Source organism: Pantoea eucrina, assembly GCF_002095385.1.
In the GTDB taxonomy this organism is placed as follows: Bacteria; Pseudomonadota; Gammaproteobacteria; order Enterobacterales; family Enterobacteriaceae; genus Pantoea; species Pantoea eucrina.
In genome coordinates, this window is the sequence record NZ_MIPP01000007.1 from 1 (window position 1) to 19033 (window position 19033).

At 57.3% G+C, this 19033-nt stretch carries 17 protein-coding genes and 1 pseudogene; 3 read left to right on the forward strand and 15 right to left on the reverse strand.

Annotated features, from left to right (window positions below; translation table 11 throughout):
- Positions 1-46: 46 nt before the first annotated feature.
- The 4 genes and pseudogenes from hemG to pepQ form a co-directional block, all read right to left on the reverse strand.
- Positions 47-583, reverse strand: a complete 537-nt coding sequence (gene hemG, locus HA43_RS05255; protein ID WP_039381821.1) for a menaquinone-dependent protoporphyrinogen IX dehydrogenase — start codon at positions 581-583, stop codon at positions 47-49.
- 18 nt (positions 584-601) lie between these two features.
- Positions 602-2053, reverse strand: a complete 1452-nt coding sequence (trkH, locus tag HA43_RS05260; protein ID WP_065647777.1) for a Trk system potassium transporter TrkH — start codon at positions 2051-2053, stop codon at positions 602-604.
- 17 nt (positions 2054-2070) lie between these two features.
- Positions 2071-2687: pseudogene (locus HA43_RS05265) on the reverse strand (IMPACT family protein).
- Positions 2687-4018 carry a Xaa-Pro dipeptidase gene (pepQ, locus tag HA43_RS05270; RefSeq protein ID WP_071668198.1) on the reverse strand — a complete coding sequence of 444 codons (1332 nt, stop codon included), beginning with the start codon at positions 4016-4018 and terminating at the stop codon, positions 2687-2689. The pseudogene HA43_RS05265 and the gene pepQ overlap by 1 nt, the downstream one beginning before the upstream one ends.
- Before the next feature lie 186 nt (positions 4019-4204).
- On the opposite strand from pepQ, the gene fadB reads away from it, so the two are divergent.
- Positions 4205-6388: a fatty acid oxidation complex subunit alpha FadB gene (gene fadB / locus HA43_RS05275; RefSeq protein ID WP_094111145.1), complete on the forward strand. Its 2184-nt coding sequence runs from the start codon at positions 4205-4207 to the stop codon at positions 6386-6388.
- A 9-nt stretch (positions 6389-6397) separates the two neighbouring features.
- Entirely contained in the window at positions 6398-7561 is a 1164-nt protein-coding gene (fadA, locus tag HA43_RS05280; protein ID WP_094111146.1) for an acetyl-CoA C-acyltransferase FadA, read from the forward strand.
- 63 nt (positions 7562-7624) lie between these two features.
- On the opposite strand, the gene fre is transcribed toward fadA, so the two are convergent.
- Both fre and ubiD read right to left on the reverse strand, forming a co-directional pair.
- A complete protein-coding gene (fre, locus tag HA43_RS05285) occupies positions 7625-8326 on the reverse strand; it encodes an NAD(P)H-flavin reductase (RefSeq protein ID WP_094111147.1) in 702 nt (233 codons plus the stop codon).
- Between the two features lie 31 nt (positions 8327-8357).
- Positions 8358-9842 carry a 4-hydroxy-3-polyprenylbenzoate decarboxylase gene (gene ubiD, locus HA43_RS05290; RefSeq protein WP_039381814.1) on the reverse strand — a complete coding sequence of 495 codons (1485 nt, stop codon included), beginning with the start codon at positions 9840-9842 and terminating at the stop codon, positions 8358-8360.
- A gap of 236 nt (positions 9843-10078) precedes the next feature.
- Here ubiD and rfaH point away from each other — a divergent pair, with 236 nt between their 5' ends.
- Positions 10079-10567 (forward strand): transcription/translation regulatory transformer protein RfaH, encoded by a 489-nt coding sequence (gene rfaH / locus HA43_RS05295; RefSeq protein ID WP_039381813.1) that lies wholly within the window; start codon positions 10079-10081, stop codon positions 10565-10567.
- Here rfaH and tatD read toward each other — a convergent pair.
- From tatD to HA43_RS05340, 9 genes are all read right to left on the reverse strand, one after another.
- Positions 10564-11346, reverse strand: coding sequence for a 3'-5' ssDNA/RNA exonuclease TatD (gene tatD, locus HA43_RS05300; RefSeq protein ID WP_039381811.1), 783 nt, complete (start codon positions 11344-11346; stop codon positions 10564-10566). The genes rfaH and tatD overlap by 4 nt on opposite strands.
- A gap of 90 nt (positions 11347-11436) precedes the next feature.
- Positions 11437-12183: a Sec-independent protein translocase subunit TatC gene (gene tatC, locus HA43_RS05305; RefSeq protein ID WP_039381808.1), complete on the reverse strand. Its 747-nt coding sequence runs from the start codon at positions 12181-12183 to the stop codon at positions 11437-11439.
- A 2-nt stretch (positions 12184-12185) separates the two neighbouring features.
- Positions 12186-12695, reverse strand: a complete 510-nt coding sequence (gene tatB, locus HA43_RS05310) for a Sec-independent protein translocase protein TatB (RefSeq protein WP_094111148.1) — start codon at positions 12693-12695, stop codon at positions 12186-12188.
- Between the two features lie 9 nt (positions 12696-12704).
- Positions 12705-12950: a twin-arginine translocase TatA/TatE family subunit gene (gene tatA, locus HA43_RS05315; protein ID WP_039381803.1), complete on the reverse strand. Its 246-nt coding sequence runs from the start codon at positions 12948-12950 to the stop codon at positions 12705-12707.
- Positions 12951-13054: 104 nt separating this feature from the next.
- Positions 13055-14692, reverse strand: a complete 1638-nt coding sequence (gene ubiB, locus HA43_RS05320; RefSeq protein ID WP_039381801.1) for a ubiquinone biosynthesis regulatory protein kinase UbiB — start codon at positions 14690-14692, stop codon at positions 13055-13057.
- Positions 14689-15294, reverse strand: coding sequence for a ubiquinone biosynthesis protein UbiJ (ubiJ, locus tag HA43_RS05325; RefSeq protein WP_094111149.1), 606 nt, complete (start codon positions 15292-15294; stop codon positions 14689-14691). The genes ubiB and ubiJ overlap by 4 nt, the downstream gene beginning before the upstream one ends.
- 6 nt (positions 15295-15300) lie before the next feature.
- Entirely contained in the window at positions 15301-16059 is a 759-nt protein-coding gene (gene ubiE, locus HA43_RS05330; protein ID WP_039381797.1) for a bifunctional demethylmenaquinone methyltransferase/2-methoxy-6-polyprenyl-1,4-benzoquinol methylase UbiE, read from the reverse strand.
- A 74-nt stretch (positions 16060-16133) separates the two neighbouring features.
- The gene (rmuC, locus tag HA43_RS05335; protein WP_094111150.1) at positions 16134-17621 is read right to left on the reverse strand and encodes a DNA recombination protein RmuC; all 1488 of its coding nucleotides are present in this window, start codon (positions 17619-17621) and stop codon (positions 16134-16136) included.
- Between the two features lie 91 nt (positions 17622-17712).
- Positions 17713-18984, reverse strand: a complete 1272-nt coding sequence (locus HA43_RS05340; protein ID WP_094111151.1) for a tetratricopeptide repeat protein — start codon at positions 18982-18984, stop codon at positions 17713-17715.
- Between the last annotated feature and the right edge of the window lie 49 nt (positions 18985-19033).

Consider the following 19033-nt stretch of genomic DNA (forward strand, 5'->3'; position numbering starts at 1 on the left):
ACAAAAAAAGAATCGTTCGCGCTATTTTTCGCCACAACGCTCTATTTCACAACGATTTGCCTGGTAACTGCGCAAATTCATACGCAAATCTGCTCACTGCAGACCAGTCGGTGTACTCGACTTCTTTAGAGGTATCGGTTTCACCACCGGTCATGCGCATAATTAACTGAATCATTACCCGATCAAACCAGCGATAGCGCGGATAACGTAACGCGCCGGCAAACACAGCGCAGCAGTCGGGCTGCCACGGTGACTGCTCAAGAAATTTGCGGGTATAGGCATTGGTTTGCGGGGAACGCTTGTCAGCTTTGCGCGCCGTCAGATTCACGCTAAAAAATCCGCTTACCCGCTGCTGCAGCGACTGCCGGTGCTGCGTGACAAACGTCATCAGCGCCGTATCAAAATGACCATAGCGAATCGAGGCGCCTATCAGTACGCGATCGTACTGCGACCAGTCAATCTGTCTCGTCTCTGCAAGATCCTGCACATCACATAACTGCTGCGGTACCAGAGTCTGAGCAATACGCGCTGCAATTTCGCGGGTTTGTCCGTCGCGGGTGGAATAAAGTATTAATGCTTTCATTACAGGTTCCTGTTTCTCTTATTCACGCCAGAAAGTCGGCGTGAACAGCACCAGCAGCGTAAAGACCTCAAGACGCCCGAACAGCATCGTCAGGATCAATATCCATTTCGCCACATCATTCATGGTTGTGAAGTTGTCTGCGACTACACCCAGTCCCGGCCCAAGGTTGTTCAGCGTTGCCGCAACAGCAGCAAACGCGGAGAAGTCATCAACGCCGGTCGCGATAATGGCCAGCATGCTGAGCAGAAACACCAGCGCATAGGCGGAGAAGAAACCCCATACCGCTTCCAGAATACGCTCCGGCAGCGCCCGGTTGCCAAGCTTAATGGTGTAAACCGCATTAGGGTGCACCAGACGTTTTAGCTCACGTGAACCCTGCTTGAACAATAGCAGAATACGAATAACCTTCAGGCCGCCCCCGGTTGAGCCAGCCATACCACCGATAAATGCTGAGCAGAGCAGCAGCACCGGCAGGAACAGCGGCCAGCGTGCAATGCTATCTGTGGTGAAGCCCGCCGTTGTTGCCCATGACACTACCTGGAAAAAAGCCTGATTCAGCGTTTGCCAGCCGCTGTCATAAACATTATGCAGCCAGAGCACCAGCGTGCAGATCACCACCAGCGTAAACTGCACGCCAATAAACATCCGGAATTCAGGATCGCGCCAGTAAACCTTCAGGTTACGCCCGCTCAGCAGTGAAAAGTGCAGGCCGTAGTTACAGCCGGAAATCAGCAGAAACACCGCAACAATCGTGTTGATCGTCGGGCTGTTAAAATAGCCGATGCTGGCATCGTGCGTGGAGAAACCGCCAATAGCGATGGTAGAAAAGCTGTGCCCGATAGCGTCAAACATCGGCATGCCGGCCAGCCACAGGGCCAGCGCGCAGGCGATGGTCAGCACAACATAAATCAGCCACAGCGTTTTTGCTGTCTCTGCAATACGCGGCCGCATCTTATTGTCCTTCAGCGGCCCGGGCATTTCGGCGCGATAGAGCTGCATGCCACCAACGCCCAGAATCGGCAGTATGGCAACGGCCAGCACGATAATCCCCATACCGCCCAGCCACTGCAGCATCTGCCGGTAAAACAGAATCGCTTTCGGCAGGGAGTCGAGCCCCACCAGCGTCGTTGCACCCGTCGTCGTCAGGCCGGAAAAGGATTCGAAAAAGGCATCGGTCGCGGAGAGGTGAGGCTGCTCGGCAAAGATAAACGGCATTGCACCGACGCTGCCCAGTACCGTCCAGAACAGCACCACAATCAGAAAGCCTTCGCGCGGTTTAAGTTCGGTCTTCTGTTTACGGTTGGGCCACCAGAGCAGCGAACCAATGACAATCGCCATCAGGAACGTCTGACTGAAGGCGCGGCCGGCACCGTCGCGATAAATCAGCGCCACTAAACCCGGTACAATCATAGTTACCGAGAATAAAATAACCAGCAGACCCACAATGCGGGTAATGGCGCGGAAGTGCATTCAGCCGTGTCCTTTGTTCAGTTATCCAGCGGGAGCAGCGCTAGCGCACCCCGGCTGTAGTCAGAGAGGTTTTGCTTAAAGGCCGCTATCTGCGCATGAGGCAGCGCAATGCGCAGCGTGATGCAATCTTCATAGCGGCTCTCTTCAGTAATGCCGTCAAAACGCTGCAGCAGGCGTTCTATATCGCTCATCTGTGCATAATCACAGCGCAGCATAAAAGATTGCATCGGCACTTTGCGCTGACGCGGCAGCTGTTTCAGTCCCTGCTGCACCCCGCCGCCGTAAGCTTTGACCAGCCCGCCGGTCCCCAGCATGATGCCGCCATAATAGCGTACGACTACGGCAGTGATCTCACCAAGGCCGCTCCCCATCAGCTGCGCCAGCATCGGCTTACCTGCCGTGCCGGAGGGTTCGCCATCGTCGGAGAAGCCCAGCTGCTGTGAATCGTCCGGAGCACCGGCAACCCAGGCCCAGCAGTGATGCCGCGCAGCGGGATGCTCGCTTTTGACCCGCTGCACAAACGCCCGCGCCGCTTCAGCACCCGGCGTATGCGCCAGCAGAGTGATAAAGCGGCTTTTTTGATCGTCTCTTCGCTGCTGCTTATCGCCTCAGCCGGAATATCATAAGCGTCCATCAGGCCAGGTGCAGGTCGCGCGTCATGTTCTCAATGCGATTAGGGTGGATCACCACATTATCTTCAATGCGAATTCCGCCATACGGCTTCAGCGCATCAATCGCCTGCCAGTCAAAGTGCTGGGTGTACTTACCCCCGCGTAGCGGCGCCAGCAGCGAATCGATAATATAGAAGCCCGGCTCAATGGTCAGTACCATGCCGGGCTCCAGCACCCGGGTGCAGCGCAGATAAGGGTATTGCGCCGGCGCAGCCAGATGCGTGCCGCGATCGTCCTGCATAAAACCGGCCACATCATGTACCTGCAGCCCGAGGGGATGACCCAGGCCGTGCGGCATGAAAGGTCCGGTGAGATTCTCTGCCACCAGCGCCTCTTCCGTCAGGCCTTTTACCAGACCAAATTTCAGCAACAAACGCGCAATGCGCTGATGCATCTGCAGATGATAATCGGTATAGCGCACGCCCGCTTTCAGCGTAGCGATCAGCGCCAGCTCCTCTTTATTCATTGCCTCCACCAGCTCGGCATAGCGCGTTTTACTTTGCGCCGCATAGCTGCGGGTTAAATCTGCTGCATATCCTGCATACTCAGCGCCGGCGTCAATCAGGAAGCTGTGACGTTTGGCTGGCGGCTGGTGATCGAGCCGGGTGTAGTGCAGCACGGCTGCATGTTCGTTCAGCGCCACAATATTGCCATACGGCACATCCGTATCCCGGTGCCCGGTAGCGGTAAGATAGGCGAGGTTAATATCGAACTCGCTCATGCCGGAGAAAAACGCCTCTTTAGCCGCGCGATGGCCAGCAACCGCCAGCTTCTGCGCCTGACGCAGGCAGGCGAGCTCATAATCCGTTTTGATACTGCGATGATAATGCAGGAAATCGATGACCGCCTGCGGGTTGATCTGCGCGCTGCTGAAGCCCAGCTGCGCAGCACGTTCCGGTACCGGGCCAATGTAGGCGACGTTTTCACGCGATGCTGGCAGCAGCTGTGCAATCTCATCTGCATTTTTCAGCCCGATGACATCAACATCTCCGGTCCAGAAGCTCTCCGGCAGCGGCTCGACGTTATGCCAGTAGTCGACGGGTGAATAGAACCACAGTTTAGGTTTATTGCTGCCGTCGACCCACAGCCAGCAGTTCGGCACCTGCGTGACCGGCACCCAGGCTTTGAACTGCGGATTCACTTTAAACGGATAGGTGTGATCATCCAGAAAAACGGTCTGTAGCTCGCCGGAGTGGATCAGCAGCGCATCGAGTTTGCCGCGCGCCAGAATCTGTTGCGCCCGCTGCTGCAGCGTTTTGATATGCGCCTGATACAGTGTTTTCAGTGAATCCATGAACGAGTCTCCGATGTCGCGAAAGTGGCCGCAGTGTAGCATAGCCGCGCCGCTATTGGCGCGCCAGCCAGCCTGTGATCGCGGTATCAAATAAGCACACTGCCGTTTGCAAAAGAGGGGCAGGCCGCTCACACTCCTGTTCATCTGGTATGACCAGATCACTTTTCGCGGTTTCAGGAGACGGATATGCTCTACCAAGGCGATACCCTTTCATTACACTGGCTCGAAGACGGCGTTGCCGAGCTGGTTTTCGATGCTCCCGGCTCGGTCAATAAACTTGATATTAAAACCGTCGCCAGCCTGGGAGAGGCGCTGAATGTACTGCAGCAGCAGCCCGGTCTGCGCGGTCTGCTGTTAAGCTCCGCCAAACCCGCTTTTATCGTCGGCGCGGATATCACCGAGTTTCTTTCGCTGTTTGATGCCCCTGAAGAGAAACTGAGCGCGTGGCTGACCTTTGCTAACAGCATTTTTAACCGGCTGGAAGATCTGCCGGTACCGACCATTGTCGCCATTGATGGCTATGCGCTGGGGGGTGGCTGCGAGTGTGTGCTGGCAACCGATCTGCGCGTCGCGACGCCGGAGACGCGTATTGGCCTGCCGGAAACCCGACTCGGCATCATGCCAGGCTTTGGCGGTAGCGTGCGTTTGCCGCGCCTGCTGGGAGCCGACAGCGCGCTGGAGATCATTGCCGCCGGCAAAGATGTGGATGGATTAAGCGCGCTGAAGCTGGGTCTGGTCGATGCCGTGGTCAGCCGCGACAAACTGCGCAGCGCCGCGCTCACTATGCTACACGACGCCATTACCCAGCAGAGCTGGCAGGCACGCCGGGCGCCGAAGCTGGCGCCGCTGAAGCTGAGTCCGGTTGAAGCCGCGATGAGCTTTACGCTGGCGAAAAGCATGGTGCTGCAGACGGCAGGTAAACACTACCCTGCCCCGCTGACAGCGGTGAAAACAATTGAAGCTGCCGCCGGGCTGACGCGCGATGATGCGCTTAAGCTTGAAACGGCTGCGTTTGTGCCGCTGGCACAGAGCGATGTTGCCCGCGCGCTGGTCGGCATTTTCCTTAACGATCAATATGTCAAAAGCCTGGCGAAAAAACATAGCGCCCGCGCAGAGCTGCCGCAGCAGGCCGCCGTGCTGGGTGCCGGCATCATGGGGGGCGGGATTGCCTGGCAGTCAGCGTGGAAAGGCGTACCCGTTATCCTGAAAGATATCAGTGAAAAAGCGCTGACGCTGGGTATGAATGAAGCCAGCAAGCTGCTGAATAAGCAGCTGGCGCGCGGCAAAATTGATGGTGCGAAACTTGCTGCCGTGCTGACAACTATCCAGCCGGTGCTGGAGTATAGCGGTTTCCGCCGCGCTGATGTGGTGGTAGAAGCGGTAGTGGAGAATCCGGCGGTCAAAGCGAAAGTGCTCGCTGAGACCGAACAGCAGCTGCGGGACGATGCCATTCTCGCCTCCAACACCTCAACCATCCCGATTAGCGAACTGGCGAAAGCGCTGCAGCGTCCGCAAAATTTCTGCGGTATGCACTTTTTCAATCCGGTACCGCGCATGCCGCTGGTGGAAGTGATCCGCGGCGAACAGACCTCAGAAGCGACCATCAGTAAGGTGGTGGCGTGGGCCAGCAAAATGGGAAAAACAGCGGTCGTGGTTAACGATTGTCCCGGTTTCTTTGTTAACCGGGTACTGTTTCCCTATTTTGCGGCTTTCAGCCTGCTGCTGCGCGACGGCGCTGATTATCGCCAGATTGATAAAGTCATGGAGCAGCAGTTTGGCTGGCCAATGGGGCCAGCGTGGCTGCTGGATGTGGTCGGTATCGATACCGCCCATCATGCGCAGCAGGTCATGGCGCAGGGCTTTCCGGCGCGCATGCAGAAAAACTATCGGGATGCCATCGATGTCCTGTTTGATGCGGGCCGGTTTGGGCAGAAAAACGGCCTCGGCTTTTACCGCTGGGAACAGGATAAAAAAGGTAAAGCGCAGAAAATACAGGACCCTGACACCGGTAAGCTGCTGAGCAGCGTCAGCGAACCTGCGCGTGCGTTCAGCGATGAAGAGATTATTAATCGTATGATGCTGCCGATGCTGCATGAAGTGGTGCGCTGTCTGGAAGAGAAGATTATCGCCTCACCGGCAGAAGCGGATATGGCGCTGGTCTATGGCCTCGGCTTCCCGCCATTCCGCGGCGGCGCTTTCCGCTATCTTGATACGCTCGGTAACAGCAATGTGGTCGACCAGGCCAGACGCTACGCACATCTCGGCACGCTTTATACGCTGCCGGAGGCGCTGGTGCAGCGTGCGCACGCGCATCAGAGCTGGTACCCCGCCGTTCAACCTATTGATGAAGCGTCGCTGCAGCGCGCCTGAGGAACAGAGATGGAAAATGTCGTCATTATTGATGCCGCACGCACGCCCATGGGCCGCTCTAAAGGCGGCGCCTTTCGTCAGGTGCGGGCGGAAGATCTCTCAGCACATCTGATGCGGGAGCTGCTGAGCCGCAACCCGGCGATCGACCCCGCCTCGCTGGATGATATCATCTGGGGCTGCGTGCAGCAGACGCTGGAGCAGGGATTTAATATTGCGCGCAACGCGGCGCTGCTGGCGGAAATTCCGCACCGCGTGCCCGCCAGCACGGTGAATCGCCTCTGCGGTTCATCTATGCAGGCGCTGCATGATGCTGCCCGGGCCATTATGACCGGCGATGCGCAGACCTGCCTGATTGGCGGCGTTGAGCATATGGGCCATGTCCCGATGAGCCACGGCGTTGATTTCCATCCCGGCCTGAGCCGGACAGTGGCAAAAGCCGCCGGCATGATGGGCCTGACAGCGGAAATGCTGGCGCGCATGCACCATATCAGCCGCGAACAGCAGGATGCGTTTGCTTTCCGTTCGCATCAGCGTGCATGGGCGGCGACGCAGCGCGGCGATTTTGCCCGCGAAATTATTCCCACCTGGGGGCACGACGCCGATGGCGTGCTGAAGCGCTATGAGAGTGATGAGGTCATCCGTCCGGAGACCAGCCTGGAGGGTCTGGCCGCGCTGCGGCCGGCGTTTGATCCGGTGAGCGGCACGGTGACCGCCGGCAGTTCATCCGCGCTTTCTGACGGCGCTGCCGCCATGCTGATCATGAGTGAAAGCCGCGCCCGTGAACTGGGCATCACCCCGCGTGCGCGTATCCGCAGTATGGCGGTAACCGGCTGCGATCCTTCAATTATGGGATACGGCCCGGTTCCCGCCAGCAAAATGGCGCTGAAGCGCGCCGGACTCAGCGTAGCGGATATCGGACTGTTTGAACTCAATGAGGCTTTTGCTGCGCAAACCCTGCCCTGCATCAAAGATTTAGGGCTTATGGCGCAGATGGATGAGAAAGTCAACCTGAACGGGGGTGCCATTGCACTGGGGCATCCGCTGGGCTGTTCCGGCGCGCGCATCAGCACCACCCTGCTCAACCAGATGACACAGCATGACGTGCAGTTTGGCCTGGCAACCATGTGTATCGGCCTGGGTCAGGGCATCGCCACCGTATTTGAACGTATCTAAAACAGAGACCTGTGAATCGCACGTGTTCCCGCCCTTCCGGGCGGGCTTTTTTACGGCTGCGCCTCAGATAAACGCAAAGGCATCGCCATACATCTGCGCTTCCAGCGCGCCGCGCTCGCTGCAGAAACGCTCACGGGCAATTTTTGCCATCTCAAAGCGTCCGGCGATATAGATGTCATGGCCGCTCAGATCGGCATGATCCTGCATAACGGCGGTCAGTACCGTCCCGCTGCGCCCCTGCCAGCCATCTGCAGGCTGCTCAACCACTGGAATCACCCTGAGATTCGGGTGTTTTACCGCCAGCGCTTCCAGCTCATCCATATCGTAGAGGTGCTGCAGTTCACGTCCGCCCCAGTAAATGGCGATATCACGATCGGGCTGCTGCGCCAGCGCGGTCAGCAGCAGTGAACGCGCGTAGGAAAAGCCGGTGCCGCCGGCGATCAGAATCACCGGGCGCTCGCTCTCTTCCCGCAGCCACGCATCACCATGCGGCATATCAATCGTTACCTGGCGGTCGCTTCTGATGCGATCCATCACGGCCATAGCGTAAAGATTGAGATCGGATGCGCCAATGTGCAGCTCAATAATCTCTTTCTCCATTGGCGTTGAGGCAATGGAGAAAGGACGCTTGTCGCGCTCATCCATTACCACCATCAGATACTGACCGGCGCGAAAGCTAAATTCCGCTTCCGGGATCAGGCGCACGCGATATACGGTGTCGGTAATCGCCTCAACCGAAGTCACTTTGCAGCTTAACGTCGTCATAATTGCCCTTTCTTATGGTTCTCTGCTGCCGTCAGCGCTGCGGCGGTTCGGCAAAGATTGCTAACTCATCCCAGATTGCGTCAATACGCGCGGTGACCGCCGGATCTTTGACGATCGGCGTGCCCCACTCGCGCTGCGTTTCACCCGGCCATTTATTAGTAGCATCCAGCCCCATTTTGGAGCCCAGCCCCGAAACCGGTGAAGCAAAGTCGAGGTAATCGATCGGCGTATTCTCTACCAGTACGGTATCGCGCGCCGGGTCCATGCGGGTGGTAATCGCCCAAATCACATCATTCCAGTCGCGCGCGTTTACGTCGTCGTCACACACAATAACAAATTTGGTGTACATAAACTGACGCAGAAATGACCAGACGCCAAACATCACCCGCTTGGCATGTCCTGCGTACTGTTTTTTAATCGTCACTACCGCCAGGCGGTAGGAGCAGCCTTCAGGCGGCAGATAAAAATCGACAATTTCCGGAAACTGTTTGATTAAGATTGGCACCAGCACTTCATTCAGTGCCACCCCCAGTACCGCAGGCTCATCGGGTGGACGACCGGTATAGGTGGAATGATAGATCGGTTTACGCCGCTGCGTAACGTGCGTAACGGTAAAGACCGGAAAGCTGTCTACTTCATTATAGTAACCGGTATGGTCGCCATAGGGACCTTCCGGCGCCATGTCGCCCGGTTCAATGTAGCCTTCCAGCACAATTTCCGCGCTGGCGGGCACTTCCAGATCGCAGGAGACGCATTTTACCACTTCGGTTTTATTGCCGCGCAGCAGGCCGGCGAAGGCGTACTCCGAGAGCGTATCCGGCACCGGCGTGACCGCGCCCAGTATGGTGGCGGGATCGGCACCCAGCGCCACCGCGACCGGAAAGCGTTCGCCGGGGTGGGCTTTGCACCACTCCTGAAAATCGAGCGCGCCGCCGCGGTGCGACAGCCAGCGCATAATCAGCCGGTTTTTGCCGATAACCTGCTGGCGGTAGATCCCCAGGTTCTGCCGCTCTTTATGCGGTCCGCGCGAAACGGTCAGCCCCCAGGTAATCAGCGGTGCCGCATCGCCAGGCCAGCACTTCATCACCGGAATACGCGACAAATCAACCTCATCGCCGCTGAAGATCTCTTCCTGACAGGGAGCATTGCGCAGACGCTTTGTTGGCATATTCAGCACCTGCTTAAACTGCGGCATTTTGTCAAAGAGATCGCGGAAGCCTTTGGGCGGCTCCGGCTCCTTCAGAAATGCCAGCAGTTTACCGACGTCGCGCAGCGCGCTGACCTCCTCCTGCCCCATACCCATGGCCACGCGCTTTGGCGTGCCAAACAGGTTACACAGCACCGGCATGTCATACCCTTTGGGGTTTTCAAACAGCAGCGCCGGGCCGCCGGCACGCAGCGTGCGGTCGGCGATTTCGGTCATCTCCAGTTCAGGATCAATCTCCTGAGTGATGCGCTTGAGCTCGCCACGCTGTTCCAGCAGCGAAAGAAAATCTCGTAAGTCCTGGTATTTCATGTGGCTTCAGTTTTCCGGCCAGAGTGAATCGGGAAATCGTGCAGATCCGTAATGGTCTGGCAGTCTGATACAGATGCGCCCTGGTCGTCAATTCTCTTGCCGCAAAGCGCACAGATAACGCACTAATCAGAAAATTCGCAGAGAATTTCTCTGGCCGGCACGGTATACGCCAGCCGATGCGCTATAACTCTGACTGCAGGTTTGTTATTCTTGGCATCCATTATTTGGGGGCAATTATGGAATCCTGGTACTTACTCTATTGCAAACGCGGACAGCTGCTGCGCGCTAAGGAACATCTTGAGCGTCAGGCAGTAACATGCCTCAGTCCAACGATCGCGATGGAGAAGCTGGTGCGCGGTAAACGCACCACTGTCAGTGAGCCGCTGTTCCCTAACTATCTGTTTATCGAATTCGATCCGGAAGCGATTCATACCACCACCATCAGCAGCACGCGCGGCGTCAGCCATTTTGTGCGCTTCGGCGCTATGCCCGCCACGGTGCCCTATGAAGTGATTGAAGCACTGCAGACCGATACACCACAGATTGTTCTGGATCCTGAAACGCCGCAGTCGGGCGATGAAGTGCTTATCACCGACGGCACGTTTGAAGGGCTGCGGGCGATTTTTGCCGAGCCCGACGGAGAAACCCGTTCGATCCTGTTGCTGAACCTGCTGAATAAGCAGGTGATGCGCAGTGTGGATAACAAACTTTTTCGTAAGGTTTAAGCCAGCCTGAACAGCTGACGCGCGTTTGCGTCGGCCTGCGCACTCAGCGCCTCCGCCGTCTCTCCGCGCCAGCCCGCCACCTGCTGTACCAGATGAGGCAGAAAACAGGGTTCATTGCGCCGCGAGGCCGGACGGGGCCGCATATCGCGCGGCAGTAAATAAGGCGCGTCCGTCTCCAGCAGTAAACGCTCCGCCGGGATCAGCGGCAGCATCTCACGCAGCGCCATTCCGCGGCGTTCATCACACACCCAGCCGGTAATGCCCACGGAGAGGCCCAGCGCCAGACAGGCTTCCAGCTCCGCACGCGTGCCGGTAAAGCAGTGTACCACCGCTCCCGTCAGCTTCGGCAGCCACGGCTCCAGCACCGCAACAAAGCGATCGTGCGCTTCGCGGCAGTGTAAGAACACCGGCAGCTGCAGCTCTGCAGCCAGCGCCAGCTGGGCATCGAATGCATACTCCTGCTGCTGATGCGCAGCCAGATTGCGGTTGAAGTCGAGCCCGCACTCCCCTATGGCAACCACCTGTTCGCTCTCTGCCAGGCGGCGCAGCGTGCTGGCTGTTTCTGCGGACCACTCACTGGCGTGATGCGGATGGACGCCGGCCGTAGACCAGCAGTAGCCGGGATGCTGTGCTGCCAGCTGTCGTGCCTGCTGGCTCTCCAGCGCGTTAGTGCCGGTAAGCAGCATGCCGGTGACACCTGCTTCGCGCGCGCGCTTAACCACCTGAGCGCGATCTTTTGCGAATTGCGTGCTGGTCAGGTTTACACCGATATCAAACATCTCTTTCCCCAAATAAAAACCGCCCGGCAGGCGGGCGGTTTGTAAAATGCTTTCACCCCGCGCGCAACGGGGCGTCCTGCGTAAACGCGATCAGGAGTCTTCCTCTGCCGCTTTACGCCCTTTACCCACGTAGTAGCGGGAAAAGAATACGCCGACTTCAAACAGGCAGTACATCGGAATAGCGAGCAAAGTTTGGGAAAAAACGTCTGGCGGTGTGAGCAGCATCCCAACAACGAAAGCGCCGACCAGAATATAAGGCCGTTTTTTCCGCAAATCGTCTGGCGTGGTGATCCCGGTCCAGCAGAGCAGCACGATGGCTATTGGCACTTCAAACGCAACGCCAAATGCCATAAACAGCGTCATGACAAAGTCGAGATAGTTCGTAATGTCGGTCGCAATGGTGACGCCCTGCGGCGCGGTCTTGGCAAAAAAGCCAAACGCCAGCGGAAAGACAATAAAGTAGGCAAAAGCCACACCCACGTAGAACAGCAGCGTACTGGAGAAAAGCAGCGGCATAACCAGCCGGCGTTCATGCCGGTAGAGCGCTGGCGCGATAAATGCCCATACCTGATAGAGGATCACCGGAACCGCCAGAAACACCGAGACAATAAGGGTCAGCTTGATCGGCGTAAAAAATGGCGAGGCAACATCTGTGGCAATCATACTGGCGCCGGCCGGCATCTGGCTGATCAGCGGTGCGGCGACCGCGTGATAGATATCGTTAGCGAAATAGATCAGGCAGAGAAAAATCGCAAACACGGCAATGATGCAGTTCAGCAGACGCTTACGCAGCTCGATCAGATGGCTGATGAGCGGCTGGGTATCTTCAACAGCCATGGTTATCGTTCATCTTTTGCAGAAAGGGGAGTGGGTGAGTGCGCCGCATCAGCCCGATCGCTGAGCGTTTCTGCAGCAGCAGGTGCCTGCGCCGGTGCGCTGGCGTGATGCTCCGCCTGTGCCGGCGTAACGGCGGCAGCCGGCGGCACATCAGGTTTAACCACGGCAGGCTGATGAATCGTATTCGCTTCATCCTCCGCTTTTTCGATATCAATACTCTGCTGAACAGAGCGCTTCATGGAGTCAGCGGTTTTACGCAGCTCTTCCATTGACTGCTTCAGCTCCGGAGAGAGCGTTCCCTTTCCCGCCTCTTCCACTTTCTTCAGGCTGTCCTGCAACTCCTGCAGCTTTAGCTCCTGCGCCAGCTCGTGCTGCACATTAGCCGCCAGCGAGCGAATTGCCCGGATCCAGCCCACTACCGTTTTTACCGCCACCGGCAGACGTTGCGGCCCGAGTACAATCAGGCCGATCACGAACACCAGAACCAGTTCACTAAAGCCAATATCGAACACAGTTACACCTTACTTATCCCGCGGCTGATCTTTATTCACCGGGTCATGCTGTTTATCTGCCAGCGTTTTGGCATTGAAGTCAGCATCCTGCTCTTTAGGCAGATCTTTTTTCTCATCTTCATCACTCATCGCTTTTTTAAAGCCGCGAATGGATGAGCCAAGATCTGAACCGAGGTTGCGCAGTTTATTGGTGCCGAACAGAAGTACAACGATGACGGCAATGATTAACAATTGCCAGATACTGATACCGCCCATGAGATATGCCTCTGAAATACTTAACAAAACGAAAAACTGTAATGTGGCGGGCCGGGAAACCGGCTCCGGCCTGCGACATTACGCGATTTGCACCAGGCAAACAATTAGTTTGTCTTGCGCCAGCCCACCAGCCAGGTCACGATGCCCGCCGCCATTAACAGCGCCGGGAAGAAGTCCCAGTCAGGCCGGCTCAGGAGTACTGCCGTCCCGCTTAACAGCAGCGTGGCCCCCACGCCAAACAGGTAGCGCGACTGGTGATGCCGGGTGCGCTGCGCGTTCAGTTCATTAACCAGTTTATCAACGCTGTGCTGCAATAACTTATGCTGGCGCATGCTGTCGTAAAACAGTTCCGGCAGTTCTGGCAGTTTCTCTGCCCAGAAAGGCGCTTTCTCTTTAACCTTACGTACCAGCGCCGGAAGACCAATCTGATCTTTGATCCACTCTTCCAGAAACGGCTTCGCGGTTTTCCATAAATCGAGCTGCGGATAGAGCTGACGTCCAATCCCTTCAATATAGAGTAGCGTTTTTTGCAGCAGCACCAGCTGCGGCTGCACTTCCATATTAAAGCGGCGCGCCGTGTTGAACAGGTTGAGCAGCACGTGACCAAATGAGATCTCCGCCAGCGGCTTCTCAAAAATCGGTTCGCAGACGGTGCGGATTGCAAACTCAAAATCTTCAACGTTAGTATCGGGCGGCACCCAGCCGGAATCCACGTGGAGTTCCGCTACCTTGCGGTAGTCGCGGTTAAAAAAGGCAATAAAGTTTTCGGCCAGATAGCGCTTATCTTCTTTGTTAAGCGATCCCACAATCCCGCAGTCGATACCGATATATTGCGGATCTTCCGGACGATCGTAACTGACAAAAATGTTGCCCGGATGCATATCGGCGTGAAAGAAGCTGTCGCGAAATACCTGGGTAAAGAAAACCTGCACGCCGCGTTCAGCCAGCAGCTTCATATTGACGCCGTGCTGCTCCAGCGTGGCGACATCGGAGATCGGGATCCCGTAAATCCGCTCCATCACCAGCATGGTTTCGCTGCAGTAATCGGAGTAGACCTCCGGTACGTAGAGCATGCGGCTCTGATCAAAATTACGGCGCAGCTGAATCGCATTGGCCGCTTCCCGCAGCAGATTGAGTTCATCAATCAGCGTTTTTTCGTAATCGCGGACCACTTCCATCGGACGCAGGCGGCGACCATCCGGCAACAGGCGCGGCACCCAGCGTGCCAGCCGGTAGATCAGCTTCATATCCGCTTTGATTACCGGCAGGATATCAGGGCGGATCACTTTGATGACCACTTTGCGGCCGTTAGATTTCAGCGTCGCGGTGTGGACCTGAGCAATAGAGGCAGAGGCGAGCGGTTTGATATCGAAATCGTCAAACCAGGTCTCAACCGGACCGCCAATCGAGCGCTCAATCTGCGCTTTTGCTTTTACGCCGTCAAACGGCGCGACGCGGTCCTGCAGGATTGCCAGCTCGTCGGCAATTTTAGGCGGAAACAGATCGCGACGGGTTGAGAGCATCTGACCAAACTTGATCCAGACCGGGCCAAGCTGCTCCATTGCCAGACGCAGGCGCAGGCCCATCTCCGCTTCTTTATGCCGGTTGGGGATCCAGAATACGCAGCGGCGCCACAGCCGCAGCGGCAGCGTGATGCGCATGTGCGGTATGAGTTCATCCAGCCCGTAGGTCAGAAAAATTTTAACGATAAAATATAAGCGCCGAAGTTCTCCGAGCGTCATTTCGCCTCCCGCTGTGCCAGACGCGCCTCAAAGGCGTTTAGTGAACGCTCCATCGCTTCAACCTCTTCTGCAAACCATGCCAGCTCCAGCGCACCCGGCGCCAGCCGCCACTCTTCGGTTACCACCTGGCTGAGATAGTCCTGACGGCGCGTTACCTGCTGCTGCGCAAAAGCCAGCGCCCGCCTGCCGGCCTGACTGATACCCTGTGCCGCAATATCACCGGTCCAGGGTGCCAGATACTCTGCCGGATCGAGTTCAGCCAGATCCATTAATGCGGAGAACTGCTGTACCACCTGCAGATCGCCCTCAACGTTCAGCTCGCCGCTGCGGATCAGGCCGGTGAGCTGCTGGCGATCGCGCAGTTTAGGCAACGTACTCAGGCGCAGGCTGACGCTGCAGTCGCTGCTGTCCTGCCAGTCGCCCAGCACGTCCAGTCGCGTTTCGCTGAAGACCAGCACAAGGGGAAAATCGAGCTCCTGCAGCCGCAGCAGCAGCACCTTACCTGCCAGGCGCTGCCGGGCGGCTTTCAGGCTACGATCGCGATAAAGTACACGATTCAGCGCGGTTTCAAACGCGCCGGTAATAAGAGGGGTTAGCGTCATGGTCACTCAGAACTTAAAGCCACGATGCAGCGCGACAATGCCGCCAGTCATGTTGTGATACGTGCTGTTTTCAAAACCGGCGTCGTTCATCATCGCTTTCAGGGTCTCCTGATCGGGATGCATACGAATAGATTCAGCCAGATAGCGATAGCTCTCTGCGTCATTCGCCACCAGCTGCCCGATACGCGGCAGAATATGGAATGAATAGGCGTCATACGCCTTGCTCAGCGGATCCAGCACCGGCTTAGAAAACTCCAGCACCAGCAGACGACCGCCCGGCTTCAGCACGCGAAACATTGAAGCCAGCGCTTTCTCTTTTTCCGTGACGTTGCGCAGGCCAAACGAGATGGTGATGCAGTCAAAATAGTTATCCGGGAACGGCAGAGCTTCCGCATTCGCCTGCACATAGCTGACGTTGCCGGTGACCCCAAGATTACGCAGCTTTTCACGGCCCATTTTCAGCATCGAGCTGTTAATATCCGCCAGAACCACCTGCCCGGTTTCACCCACCAGACGGGAAAATTTCGCCGTGAGATCGCCCGTGCCGCCTGCCAGGTCGAGCACGCGCTGACCGCGACGCACGCCGCTGCTGTCAATGGTAAAACGCTTCCATACGCGATGGACGCCGAACGACATCAAATCGTTCATCAGGTCATATTTTGCCGCAACGGAATGAAACACGTCCGCGACTTTATCGGCCTTTTCACTTTTTGCTACGGTCTGGAAGCCAAAGTGAGTAGTTTCCTGCTGTGATTCATCTGCCATCGGTTTTACCTGTTCCACAAATAATTCTCTCCGAAGTGTATCAGAGTCGCGCGATCCGAGCACGTTGCCGCCGGTTATTCATTGATACGGCGCACTTCCGCTGCCGTTTCCGCATCATCCTCTGCCCAGCGCTCATCCGCTTCATCCGGCAGCGCCTGCTGCACCAGCTGCGGATTAATGGGCCGCTTAACTTCGACTCCCAGCGACTTAAACGCCTCGCTCTGGGCGATAAGATTGCCGCGCCCTTCTGCCAGCTTTTTCATCGCCTGCTGATAGCTCTGCTGCGCCTTGTCCAGATTATGTCCGATGCCGCTCATATCATCGACAAACAGCCGCATTTTGTCATAGAGCCGTGCGGCGCGATCGGCAATCCGCTGGGCGTTGCGGCTCTGATGCTCATAGCGCCACAGATTATTGATAGTACGCAGCGCCACCAGCAGCGTAGTCGGACTGACCAGCATGATATTCTGCTGCAGCGCCTCGCTAATCAGTTCAGGCTGCCGATCGATGGCCAGCAAAAACGCCGGCTCCACCGGTATAAACATCAGCACATAATCCAGCGAGCGTAAACCGGGTAATTGTTGATAATCTTTTCGCCCCAGCAGACGAATATGACCGCGCATCGCCGCAACATGGTCCTGAATAGCCAGCTCCCGTGCGGCATCATCCTCAGCGTTGAAGTAGCGCTCATACGCGACCAGCGTCATCTTGGCATCCACCACCACATCTTTGCCCTGCGGCAGCCGGACAATCACGTCGGGCTGCATGCGCCCCTGCTCCAGCGCGATGTTAACCTGGGTTTCATACTCATACCCCTCACGCAGGCCGGACGCTTCCAGTACCCGACTGAGCACCACTTCGCCCCAGTTACCCTGAATCTTGTTGTCGCCTTTCAGCGCTTTGGTCAGGTTTAACGCCTCCTGCGCCATTTGTGCATTGAGCTGCTGCAGCTGGCGGATCTCATACGTTAACGTATGACGCTCACGCGCCTCCTGACCAAAACTCTCATTGACCTGACGGCGAAAGCCATCCAGCTGATCGCGCAGCGGCGCAATCAGGCTGTTAAGACTCTGACGATTTTGCTCATCAACACGGCGACCGCTGTTTTCAAAAATGCGGTTCGCAAGATTCTCAAACTGGGCGCTCAGACGCTGCTCGCTGCTGGTCAGCAGCCGCTGCTTCTCTTCAGCGGCAAAGCGCGTCTCCTCCAGCCGGATAGTTACCTCGCGCAGCTCCGCTTCCTGTGCGCTGTTGATCTCCAGCTGATTACGCAGCTCGCGGCTGAGCTGTTCACTTTCAGCACGCCAGTAATCCAGCTGCTGCAGGCGCTCCTGCGCCCCGCTCAGGGTGCCATGCAGCTGCCGCAGCTCCTGTTCACGCTGCCGGAGCTGCAGCTGCAGCTGTTCCTGTTCGCGCTGCTGACGCTGCTGCGCCGCTTCCAGCAGGCGATGCTCCGCAGTCAGGCTGGCGTGCTGCTGACCGGCACGCAGCTGCGCCAGCAGCCAGCCGATACCCAGACCGGCCAGTGCCAGTACAAGCGTAATAATAAGTTGCTGATCCATGATCCCCCCGCCCCTCGCGATGCTCAGGGGAAAGGTAAAGTTGGCCTGGAGGAATGTCTACTGAAATCTCTGACCGCCAGGCCGCAGGAGGTCAGCAGGCTCTGACCGTGAGTTCGCCCGCTTTCCAGGCATCGATCAGGAAAAACGGCATCGGCAGCACCCATTCACTCTCATTCACCACGCGCGCCGGATAACACCAGCTCTGGCCGCCACAGGCGAGTTCAACCTGCTGCGCACCGTTGCAGGGGGCAGTGGCCTTACCGGTCATGCTGGCATAGCCGGCGTTACTGCCGACATGAAAATGTTCTGTCTGCCAGCGAACGGGGGCGTGAGCGGGCCACGGCTGCGCCTGATGAAAATGAAAAATATCGTCATGACTGAGCAGGCTGGCACGAACGGTGGGCCACAGCGCCACTTTGAGGAAATATTGATCGGTGAAGCGCTGATTGCCGGTGTAGCGCGCCATAAAGTCGCGCATCTGCTGCGCAAGGTTGCGGACGACGCCGTGACAGCCGCCCCACATTCCGGCCAGCAGCAGTTCGGTATGGGTAAAGTAGTCACGCATATGATGAAACCAGAACGGCGAGTCGAGCCAGGCCTGCACGGCCGCAGCTTCGCGCTCTGACAGCAGCGAGTCGGCGTCGCGAATGATAAAGCGCCTGACCGTGGGGTCATCCATCACCAGAAAGCGCCAGAGCGTAGGCTGAATCTCTTTTTCGTGCGACATATCCACCAGCTGCGCGCCGGCGTGCTGCAGGCGCTGCCAGACATGCTGCGGCACGCTTTCATCCAGATAGACGCGACACTGCCATGCCGGATAGAGCTCGCGCGCCACTTCAACGTTTTTAATCAGCGTTTCGCAGTAGCGCGGCTGGTTGCCATACAGGCTGAACGCAATACTGTTTTCCGCCGGGTTGTGCGGGTTAAACGCCGGCGGCGCATCAGCCGGAAACGGCTGCTTTTGTCCGGCAGAAAAGCGCGCATCGGAGTGCATCAGCGAAGCCAGGCCGTAGCGTGCCACCTCATCCGGCTTATCCAGCCAGCCACAGACCTCGGTCAGGCCATCCAGCCAGGTTTCCGAAGCCTGTGCACGCTGTGCGTCAGGCGCCTGGCAGATTTTCTGATAGATTTTGTACGATTTTTTATAGTCGCCGGTGCGCATCAGCGTCAGTGCATAGTCGCTGAGCACCTGCATATGGTTCGGCATTACCCGCAATACCGCTTCACAGCACTGACGCGCCTGCGCGTAGTCGCCGTCGGCCATCGCCTGGCGAAACTGCGCGGCGGCGTGTTCAACGCGCGCCTGCGCAGCAGCGGGATTATTGACAGAGGCGGAACGGGGAGCGGAGAAGGTCTTACGCATAAAAGGGATCCCAGAGTTCGCTGAATAGGTGCGCATCCTGATTCGTCAG

Coding starts and splice junctions, on each gene's coding strand:
- hemG (WP_039381821.1), bottom strand. CDS start 583: ATGAAAGCATTAATACTTTATTCCACCCGCGACGGACAAACCCGCGAA.
- trkH (WP_065647777.1), bottom strand. CDS start 2,053: ATGCACTTCCGCGCCATTACCCGCATTGTGGGTCTGCTGGTTATTTTA.
- pepQ (WP_071668198.1), bottom strand. CDS start 4,018: ATGGATTCACTGAAAACACTGTATCAGGCGCATATCAAAACGCTGCAG.
- fadB (WP_094111145.1), top strand. CDS start 4,205: ATGCTCTACCAAGGCGATACCCTTTCATTACACTGGCTCGAAGACGGC.
- fadA (WP_094111146.1), top strand. CDS start 6,398: ATGGAAAATGTCGTCATTATTGATGCCGCACGCACGCCCATGGGCCGC.
- fre (WP_094111147.1), bottom strand. CDS start 8,326: ATGACGACGTTAAGCTGCAAAGTGACTTCGGTTGAGGCGATTACCGAC.
- ubiD (WP_039381814.1), bottom strand. CDS start 9,842: ATGAAATACCAGGACTTACGAGATTTTCTTTCGCTGCTGGAACAGCGT.
- rfaH (WP_039381813.1), top strand. CDS start 10,079: ATGGAATCCTGGTACTTACTCTATTGCAAACGCGGACAGCTGCTGCGC.
- tatD (WP_039381811.1), bottom strand. CDS start 11,346: ATGTTTGATATCGGTGTAAACCTGACCAGCACGCAATTCGCAAAAGAT.
- tatC (WP_039381808.1), bottom strand. CDS start 12,183: ATGGCTGTTGAAGATACCCAGCCGCTCATCAGCCATCTGATCGAGCTG.
- tatA (WP_039381803.1), bottom strand. CDS start 12,950: ATGGGCGGTATCAGTATCTGGCAATTGTTAATCATTGCCGTCATCGTT.
- ubiB (WP_039381801.1), bottom strand. CDS start 14,692: ATGACGCTCGGAGAACTTCGGCGCTTATATTTTATCGTTAAAATTTTT.
- ubiJ (WP_094111149.1), bottom strand. CDS start 15,294: ATGACGCTAACCCCTCTTATTACCGGCGCGTTTGAAACCGCGCTGAAT.
- ubiE (WP_039381797.1), bottom strand. CDS start 16,059: ATGGCAGATGAATCACAGCAGGAAACTACTCACTTTGGCTTCCAGACC.
- rmuC (WP_094111150.1), bottom strand. CDS start 17,621: ATGGATCAGCAACTTATTATTACGCTTGTACTGGCACTGGCCGGTCTG.
- HA43_RS05340 (WP_094111151.1), bottom strand. CDS start 18,984: ATGCGTAAGACCTTCTCCGCTCCCCGTTCCGCCTCTGTCAATAATCCC.